Origin of the sequence: Oleiagrimonas citrea, from assembly GCF_012395255.1 — a bacterium.
In the GTDB taxonomy this organism is placed as follows: domain Bacteria; phylum Pseudomonadota; class Gammaproteobacteria; order Xanthomonadales; family Rhodanobacteraceae; genus Oleiagrimonas; species Oleiagrimonas citrea.
On the sequence record NZ_JAAZQD010000005.1, the window covers coordinates 258,086 to 266,834 of the forward strand.

The following is an 8,749-nucleotide window of genomic DNA, read 5'->3' on the forward strand; positions in this document are numbered from 1 at the left end:
GATCATGCGGTGTTATTCACCACCGCCGCCGCCACCATTACCGGTGCTCGGCTGCGCAACGGCCATTGCCAGGCTGTTGGCCTGCTGGTTGCCGGTGCCGGCCGAGACATTGATGCCGATGTTGCCGGACGCGCCGCGGAAGGCGTTGCCGCCCAGCGATGCGGTGTTGGTGGTCGGCAGGTACGAGATCTGCAGGTAGTTCACCGTGCCGGACAGGTTGATGTTGTCCAGCGCGACGTCACCCGACTCCTCGAAGCCCAGGCCGCCCGAAGCGGACGAGTCGTCCGTGAAGCCGAAGGCCAGCGCACCGCCGTCGCCGTTCAGGTCCGAACCGCCTTGCGTCGCGGTATCGAGATCGATGTGGCCGGTCTGCGAACCCGCCGGATGCGCGTCGCCCGTCCAGGTATCCGGATAGACGTCGCCGATCTGGTCGACCGCACCGCTCAGACCGAGGTCGGCGCTGCCCTGGCCTCCACCGCTGTAGCTGCCGCTTCCGCTGCCGCTCAGCGAGACCTCGACCGAGGTCATGTAGACATCCTCGTACAGCGCGTTGATGGTCTCGTTGTGACCGGACGCCTGGTCGGAGGACACCGTGGCCTGCGCGAAGCTGCTGGTCGCCACGGAGGCGGCCATCGCATTCTTCTGCTGGTTGTTGTTGCCCGAGGTCACGTTCACGCCGATGTTGCCGGACGCGTCGCGGAACGCGCTGTTGCCGATCACGGCCTGGTTGGTGGTGGCCATGTTCAGGGTCTGGTTGAAGGAACCCTGCTGATCGACGAAGACTTCCGAGTCGGCCATGCCGAAGGTGAAGCTGGCGTCGGCCGCGGACAGCGCGGCGGCGTTGTCCTGCTGGTTGTTGTCGCCGGAAGCGACGTTCGCGCCGATGTTGCCGGAGGTCTCGCGGCCGGCGTTGCCGTCGACGTCCGAGTCATTGGTGACCATCTGATTCTCGACGTAGTTGGCGCCGTTGGTCTGACGGTTGTTGACGATGGAGACGGCGGCCGAGTCGACGTTGATCGTGCCGTCCACCTGCACGCGCCCGCGCAGGGTCACGTCGGAGTTCAGCGACACGTCCTTCTCGAAGCTGACACGGTCGTTGTTGCCCTGATGCGGGTCCGCGCTCTGCGCATACGCACTGCCGCCGAACAACGTGGCGACGGCGATGGCCAGAACGGTTCGTTTCATGGTCTTGTTCATCGTGTTTCCCTCTCTCTGTCCTAGTGATCAGCTGGTTAGCTACTGCACGGGTTGCGAGATCGACAGATGCAACTGGTTGGCTGTTGCATTGGACGAACCCGCGACCTGATTGAGTTGCACGACGCCTCGAACCTCCTGCATGGCAGTCGATTCGACGGCGACGGAACGCTCCTTGCCGGCAGCCGCCGACGGAGCGGGGGAAGCGGTTCCCCCTGCGGACGCGGAGGCGGCGGCGATCCATGCGTCGCCGGCTTCGCGTATGCCCTGTCTGGCCAGCGCTGCGGTCACCACGTTCAGTTCCGCGTTGCCGGTGCCGCTGGCCTGATTGATGGAAAAAATGCCTTGTGCGCTCTGCATGGCGCGGCCGCCGATGCTGGCGCTGGCGATGTCGGGTGCGGTGGCGACGTTCGCCGTCCGCGATTGACCGGTGCGCACCTGGATCGCCGCGCGGTCGCCGATGGCGATGGCGTGGACGTTGGCCTGCTGGTTGAGGTCGCCCGCGGCCATGTTCACGCCGACCACGCCTTTCGCTTCGGACAGCGCCTGGCCGTCCATGCGGGTCTGCGTGAGGTAGTGCAGCATCTGCTGGTAGTTGTCGTCCTCGGCCTGTGCGGGTGTGGCCGCGAGCCAGGTCAGCGGGACGATTAGCAGAAAGGCGATACGGAGACAGCGCATGCGGATCGTCCTCAGCGGTTGCCCGGTTGCGTGGGCAGAGGCAGGGCGCTGAGCGCGCGCTGCACTTGCGGGTCGATACCACGCGTGGCGCTGCCGACGGTGCTCATCGGGTTGGTGCCGGGCGGTGCGTTGTTGTGCGACACCTGCGAAGAGCCGGTGCCGTTGCGCGTGGTGGTGCGGAGCAATTGCGTCACCCGAGTCCCGGTGACATGTCCGGCCGCGGCGGGGCTGGCACTGAGCGAGGCGATTTCCGCATCGCCGAGTTCGCCACCGGTGCCGAGCGCGCTCTCCAGTTCGCGATTGGGCTTCGGGTTGACGATCAGCGCAACGCCCGGCGGCTGGCTATGCGTGGCGTGGCGGGCCGGTACGTCGCGCAACAGGACCATTTCGCCGTGTTTGGCCTTCACCGCCTTGTGGGCGTCTCCGGCCTGGCTGGGTGCGGCGAGGGCGACCAGCATGCACATCGCCAGCGACGCACATGCGGCGCGTGCCGGGCGATGCGAGGCAGGGCGATGCGATTGAATGTCCATGTTGCGCTCCGTGCTTTTTGTCGGGCATGGAGTCGCAAGTTCGGTGCCATCCGACGCAAAGTGTTGAAGCGACATGTTTTTGATGGAAATCGCGTGTTGTCCTGCCGGTGAATGTGTTGCATCCGTGCAACAGGCGTGAAGGTCGCGCATCCTGCCGGAACGGCGTCAAAGACCGTCGCGGCGGGGAATGCAAGGGGTGTTACGCTGATGCAACAGTTGACGCAGAGGTGTCGGTCGGCCGGTTGGCCATGCGAATCTGCCGTGCGGCCGATCTGTGGTTGCAGATGGCCTAGTACGGGTGACGGGTGCGCGTACCGCCTGCCCGCTGTGGCGACTCACCACGAATGTTGAAATCGATCTTTCCTGAGAGGATGTACCCGATGAAATTCCTGCACAGCATGGTGCGCGTGCGCGACCTGGACGCTTCGCTGCGATTCTTCTGCGAAGGATTGGGGTTGGTCGAATCGCGACGCAAGGACTACCCGCAGGGCAAGTTCACGCTGGTGTATCTGACGGCACCGGGCCAGTCCGATGTCGAGGTCGAGCTGACCCACAACTGGGATTCGGACGAGGATTACGGCTCCGCGCGCAACTTCGGCCACCTGGCCTTTGCCGTGGATGACATCTACGCGCTGTGCGCGCACCTGCGAGACATGGGCGTGACCATCAATCGCCCGCCGCGTGATGGCCACATGGCTTTCGTGCGCTCGCCGGATCTGATCTCCGTCGAACTGCTGCAGAAGGGCGAACCGCTGGCGCCGGTCGAGCCGTGGGCGTCGATGGAGAACACCGGAAGCTGGTGACCGATGCGCCGCTGAACTGCGGCGCACTGCATAATGGCTTTTCGCGGCGCCACAGTGCGCGCCGCACGCTACGGAACGTCCCCATGCACGATGCCTCCGAAGGACACGCGCCTACCGCTGCTCTGACTGCCCTCGGGCAGCGCTACTACCTGCCCGTCTACCGTCCGCGCGAGCTGGTGCTCGACCGCGGCGAGGGATCGCGCGTGTGGGACGTCGAGGGACGCGACTACATCGATTTCGGCGGCGGCATCGCGGTCAACGCGCTGGGCCATCGGCATCCGGCGCTGCTCGCAGCGCTGACCGAGCAGGCGCAGAAGCTCTGGCACGTCAGCAACGTGTTCTACACCGAGCCGCCGCTGCGGCTGGCTGAGGCGTTGGTCGAAGCGACGGACTTCGCCGAGCGCGTGTTCCTGTGCAATTCCGGCGCCGAGGCCAACGAGGCGGCGATCAAACTGGTGCGCAAGTGGGCCACGGCGCAGGGGCGCGCGCCGGAACGGCGCGTGATCCTCACGTTCGAGGGTTCCTTCCATGGCCGTACTCTGGCCACGGTCACCGCCACGGCACAGCCGAAATACCAGGCCGGCTACGAGCCGCTGCCGAGCGGATTCCGCTATCTCCCGTTCAACGATGCGGCAGCGGTGGAAGCGGCGATGCAGGCGGGCGACGTGGCCGCAATTCTGGTCGAGCCGGTGCAGGGCGAGGGCGGTGTGGTGCCGGCCGCGCCCGGATTTCTGAAGCGTCTGCGCGAACTCTGCGACGCGCACGACGCGCTGCTGGTGCTGGACGAGATCCAGTGCGGCATGAGCCGTACCGGCACGCTGTTCGCACACACGCAGGACGATGTGACGCCGGACATCGTCACGCTGGCCAAGGCGCTGGGCTGTGGCGTGCCGATCGGCGCGATGCTGGCCGGTGCGAAGGTCGCCGAGGTCATGGGCGTTGGCGCCCACGGCACCACGTTTGGCGGAAACCCGCTGGCGGCGGCCGTGGCGTGCGCAGCGCTGCGCGAATTGGACTCGGATACTTTGCGTGCCAACGTCGAGCGGCAGTCTGTCGTGCTGCGCGAGGCGCTGATGCAAAGGGGCGGGCAGCGCCTGTTCCGCGAAGTGCGCGGACGTGGTCTGATGCTGGGTGCAGCACTGAAGAAGGATTTTTCGGGGCGTGCGGGGGAGATCCTCGATCATGCCGCGCGGCATGGTCTGCTGATCCTGCAGGCCGGTCCCGATGTGGTGCGGCTGGTGCCGGCGCTCAACATCGACGACGCGGACGTGGCCGAAGGGCTGGAGCGTCTGTCCGCCGCGCTGGACGATTTTCTGGCAGCTTCCGGCGTCTGACGTGCGAGCGGATGCCCGTTGCTGGCACGGATGCCGCATCCGTGCGGGTCAGGCGGGTGGTGCGTCGTCGTCGTTGTCCTCAAGCATGGCACCGCAACCCCGGCAGTAGCGCGCATCGGTCTCGTGCCCGCTCAGGCCGCATTCCCCGCAGCGCCGCAACGTTTGTGCCGTGCGCAGGCCGGACGCCAGTTCGGCGGTGAAGATGCCGGTCGGCACCACGATGATGCTGTAGCCGATCAGGATGATGAACGAGGTCAGGAGCTGGCCCAGCGGCGTCGACGGCGTGATGTCGCCGAAGCCGACCGTGGTCATGGTGATGACCGCCCAGTACATCGACTGCGGAATCGAGGTGAAGCCGTGGCGCGGTCCCTCGATGAGGTACATCAGCGCGCCGAAGATCAGCACCAGGGTCAGGAAGGTGCTGACGAACACCAGCACCTTGCGCCGGCTGCGAATCAGCGCCGTCCACAGCAGATCGGCCTCGCCCACGTAGCGGGTCAGCTTCAGCACGCGGAAGATGCGCAGGATGCGCAACGCGCGGATCACCAGCAGGTACTGGCTGCCGGCCAATGCGAGGCTGATGTAGGTCGGCAGCACTGACAGCAAGTCGACCACGCCGAAGAAGCTGCGCGCGTAGCGCCACGGCCGCCGGACGACCCACAGCCGCACTAGGTATTCGGCGGTGAAAGCCAGGGTGAAGGTCCACTCGGCCAGGTAGAAAGCGGTGCCGTAGCGCGCGTGCAGGCTCTGCACCGAGTCCAGCATCGTGATCAGGATGCTGGCCACGATGGCCGCGATCAGGATCACGTCGAACAGGCGGCCGGGGCGGTCCTGGTGTCCGAAGATCACCTGGAACCAGCGCTCGCGCCAGGCCGCGCCGCCCGCCGGAGCGTGCGGTTCGAAACGATGGCGCGAGGGCTGGGTGGTCAAGGTTCAGGCTCCGGCGGCCAGTTCCGCCATGGCTTCATCGGCGGCGGCGAGCGTCTGCTCGATGTCGGCGTGGCTGTGCGCCGAGGACATGAAGCCGGCCTCGAATGCACTGGGCGCCAGATACACGCCACGCTCGAGCATGCCGTGGAAGAAGCGCTTGAACGCCTCGATATCGCAGGCGGTGACCTGTTCGAATCGTGTCACTGGGCCGGGGCCGAAGAACAGGCCGAACATGCCGCCCACGAGGTGCGTGCTGAAGGAGATACCGTGCTTGTCGGCCAGTTGCTGCATGCCGTTCACGAGCATGGCGCCCCTGTCTTCCAGCGCGCGATGGAAGTCTGGTTCGCGGACTAGCTCCAGCATCGCCAAACCGGCGGCCATCGCCACCGGATTGCCGCTCAGCGTGCCGGCCTGGTAGATCGGTCCGGTCGGCGCGATCTGCTGCATCAGTTCGCGCTTGCCACCGTAGGCACCGACCGGCATGCCGCCGCCGATGACCTTGCCGAAAGTGCTCAGATCCGGTGTCACGCCGTAGCGCGCCTGAGCACCGCCTGCGGCGACGCGGAAGCCGGTCATCACCTCGTCGAAGATCAGCACCGCGCCGTGCTGCGTGCACAGTTCGCGCAGACCTTCGAGGTAGCCGGTTTCGGGTGGCACGCAGTTCATGTTGCCGGCGACCGGCTCGATGATGAGTCCGGCGATCTCGGCGCCGTGTTCGGCGAACAGCGCTTTCGCGGCGTCGAGATCGTTGTAGGGCAGGGTCAGGGTCAGATCGGCGCTGGCCTTGGGCACGCCTGGCGAGGTCGGCACGCCGAAGGTCAGCGCGCCGGAACCGGCCTTGACCAGGAAGCTGTCGCCGTGGCCGTGGTAGCAGCCCTCGAATTTCACGATCTTGCCGCGTCCGGTCGCGCCGCGCGCCAGGCGGATCGCCGACATGGTGGCCTCGGTGCCCGAATTGACCATGCGCAGCATCTCCATCGATGGCACCATCGCGCGGATGGTCTCGGCCATGGTCACTTCCGCCGCGCACGGCGTGCCGAACGAAAGACCGTCGCGCACGGCCCGTTCCACAGCCTCGCGTACATTCGGGTGGTTGTGCCCGGCGATCATCGGTCCCCAGGAACCGACGTAGTCGATATAGCGCTTGCCTTCGACATCCCACAGATAGGCCCCTTCGGCGCGCTGCGTGAAGAACGGCTCGCCGCCGACGGAGTTGAAGGCACGGACGGGCGAGTTCACGCCGCCGGGCATGAGCGGTTGCGCGCGCTGGAACAGTTCGTGGTTGCTGGTCATGAAGAAACGGCTCGTGTTGCGTCGAACAGGGTATGGAAACGCCGGGCTGCAGCGCGCGGGTCGGTGGATCCGAACACGCCGGAGATCGACGCCAGGAAGTCCGCGCCCGCGGCGAGCAGTGCAGCGCCATTGTCCGGGGTGATGCCGCCGATTGCCACCACGGCCGGCCCCAGTGAGGCCGCTTCGCGCAGCAGTTCGGGCGACACTTGCCGCGCGTGCGGCTTGCTCGGGGATGGATGGAAGGCGCCGAACGACAGATAGTCGACATCCTTGGCTGCCATCGCTCGAGCGCGCTCGAGATCGCCATAGCACGACACGCCGATGATGGCGTCGGGACCGAGTGATGCGCGCACGGCGACCGGATCGTCGTCCATCGATCCGAGGTGCACTCCGGCCGCGCCGCTGGCGCGCATCAGATCGAGGTCGTGATCGATGATGACCGGGACGTTGAATGGCTGCGTCGCGGCCACCAGCGCACGGGCGATGTCCAGACGATGTGTGCTGTCCGAATGGAGATCGCGGTACTGCAGCATGCATGCGCCGCCATGCATGGCCTCGATCGCGCGATCGACGATACCTTCGCACGGGCCGTTTGCGATGGCGTACAGACCGCCGGAGGGCAGGCGCGCAGCATTCATGCGGCATGCCTCGCGGAGGTTGGCTGTACCTCGGGCGCGCGAAGCTGCGACAATAGATCTTTCTTTTTTCCTATCACGGGTGTGGTTCCTTCGATGAGTGTCACCGGTTCCGAGGCAGTGGCTGCCCGCAAGTGGATGTGTGTAGTGTGCGGTTTCATCTATGACGAGGCCGAAGGTCTGCCCGAAGAGGGCATCGAGCCGGGCACGCGCTGGGAAGACATTCCCGATACCTGGACTTGCCCCGATTGTGGCGTGACCAAGGAAGACTTCGAGATGATCGAGATCGACTGATCCGTCATCCCGTGCGCCGATTCGGTCAGATCATTGCCCGAATCGGTCACTCCGGCGGCCGTGCGCCGCGGTTTCATGGCACTGCAGTTCCGACGCACGCTTCACGGAGGCAGCCATGAAACAGTTCATTCCTTTCGACGACGCCTGGCTCGATCATCCCGAGATGATGCCCGGGCCGCTGGTTCCCTATCAGGTGGGTCTGCCGTGCCGTCATGTCGATGAGGAGCGCGATCAGCGCACCGGTCCGATCGGACCTTCCAGCGAAAACGCGTCGCCAGTCTGGATGTCCAGCTGAGCGGCCGTCCCGGCGGCAAGTTCGAGCACATACATCGCCGGCTTGCCGCTGGGATACAGCGCGCACGGGTCCGCTTTGCAGGGCGGCACGTTCAGTTGCATGGAGACCAGCTTGCGGTCCTTGTCGAAGAACAGCATGTCCAGCGGGATGAGCGTGTTCTTCATCCAGAAGGTCTGCACTGCGTTGTACGGAAACACGAAGAGCATGCCGTGATCGGCCGCCATGTGCGTACGATGCATCAGGCCGAGGTCGCGCTGTGCATTGTTGGTCGCCAGTTCGACGTGGAACGTATGGTCGTGCAGCGTCAATACATGCGTTGCCGACGGAGGCGGTGCCGCGGCGCAGGCCCCGGCGAGAAGCGTCAGTACCAAGAGAAGCAGATAGCGTCGAATCATGTCGGGGCTCTTCAGCGTTTGATTTCAGGGCGGTTTCCGAGTGTAGCGCGCCCGCTTCGCAAAAAAGTTTCACATACCCCCTTCCCAGCTTCTGCCTGAGGGCGTATCATTCGCCGCCCGCACATCGCAGCGGCCGCTCGGAAGGGCGATCACCGCGACCGAAAATTTCCTTGAAAAAGGGTGTTGACGGAAACGGAAAGCGATGTAGAATGTGCGGCTCCCTCGGACGAAACGTCCTAACAAGGGGCGCGAAGGAAACTTCGCAAGCGATTGATCTTTGACAGTGTGCGCAGGTGACTTGTGTGGGCGCCTTGCGGAGTTGGAGAAGTCCAACCAATGCAAGCGTCCAAACCTTTAACCTTTGTAAT

General features: G+C 65.3%; 10 protein-coding genes. 3 read left to right on the top strand and 7 right to left on the bottom strand.

The window, feature by feature from the left end; all coding sequences use genetic code 11:
• Positions 1-12: 12 nt before the first annotated feature.
• The 3 genes from HF690_RS13520 to HF690_RS13530 are packed head-to-tail and all read right to left on the bottom strand — an operon-like array spanning position 13 to position 2,402.
• Positions 13-1,185 (bottom strand): adhesin, encoded by a 1,173-nt coding sequence (locus HF690_RS13520; RefSeq protein ID WP_168609799.1) that lies wholly within the window; start codon positions 1,183-1,185, stop codon positions 13-15.
• A gap of 51 nt (positions 1,186-1,236) precedes the next feature.
• Positions 1,237-1,872: a hypothetical protein gene (locus tag HF690_RS13525; RefSeq protein WP_240151771.1), complete on the bottom strand. Its 636-nt coding sequence runs from the start codon at positions 1,870-1,872 to the stop codon at positions 1,237-1,239.
• A gap of 11 nt (positions 1,873-1,883) precedes the next feature.
• Positions 1,884-2,402, bottom strand: coding sequence for a hypothetical protein (locus HF690_RS13530; protein ID WP_168609800.1), 519 nt, complete (start codon positions 2,400-2,402; stop codon positions 1,884-1,886).
• Positions 2,403-2,782: 380 nt separating this feature from the next.
• Between HF690_RS13530 and HF690_RS13535 the strand changes: the two genes are divergently transcribed.
• Positions 2,783-3,205, top strand: coding sequence for a VOC family protein (locus tag HF690_RS13535; RefSeq protein WP_168609801.1), 423 nt, complete (start codon positions 2,783-2,785; stop codon positions 3,203-3,205).
• Between the two features lie 83 nt (positions 3,206-3,288).
• The gene (locus HF690_RS13540; RefSeq protein WP_168609802.1) at positions 3,289-4,539 is read left to right on the top strand and encodes an acetylornithine/succinylornithine family transaminase; all 1,251 of its coding nucleotides are present in this window, start codon (positions 3,289-3,291) and stop codon (positions 4,537-4,539) included.
• 48 nt (positions 4,540-4,587) lie between these two features.
• Here the strand turns inward: HF690_RS13540 and HF690_RS13545 are convergent, their stop codons facing one another.
• Genes HF690_RS13545 through HF690_RS13555 form a run of 3 tightly spaced genes read right to left on the bottom strand, consistent with a single transcriptional unit; the run spans position 4,588 to position 7,400 of the window.
• Positions 4,588-5,469, bottom strand: a complete 882-nt coding sequence (locus tag HF690_RS13545) for an ion transporter (RefSeq protein ID WP_113065792.1) — start codon at positions 5,467-5,469, stop codon at positions 4,588-4,590.
• Between the two features lie 3 nt (positions 5,470-5,472).
• Positions 5,473-6,762, bottom strand: a complete 1,290-nt coding sequence (gene hemL / locus HF690_RS13550; RefSeq protein WP_113065793.1) for a glutamate-1-semialdehyde 2,1-aminomutase — start codon at positions 6,760-6,762, stop codon at positions 5,473-5,475.
• Positions 6,759-7,400: a thiamine phosphate synthase gene (locus HF690_RS13555; RefSeq protein WP_168609803.1), complete on the bottom strand. Its 642-nt coding sequence runs from the start codon at positions 7,398-7,400 to the stop codon at positions 6,759-6,761. Before HF690_RS13555 ends, hemL begins: the two co-directional genes overlap by 4 nt.
• A 93-nt stretch (positions 7,401-7,493) precedes the next feature.
• Here HF690_RS13555 and HF690_RS13560 point away from each other — a divergent pair, with 93 nt between their 5' ends.
• On the top strand, positions 7,494-7,691 hold the full coding sequence (locus tag HF690_RS13560; RefSeq protein ID WP_113065795.1) for a rubredoxin: 198 nt from the start codon (positions 7,494-7,496) through the stop codon (positions 7,689-7,691).
• Between the two features lie 231 nt (positions 7,692-7,922).
• On the opposite strand, the gene HF690_RS13565 is transcribed toward HF690_RS13560, so the two are convergent.
• Entirely contained in the window at positions 7,923-8,381 is a 459-nt protein-coding gene (locus HF690_RS13565) for a DUF192 domain-containing protein (RefSeq protein WP_168609804.1), read from the bottom strand.
• Positions 8,382-8,749: the final 368 nt, after the last annotated feature.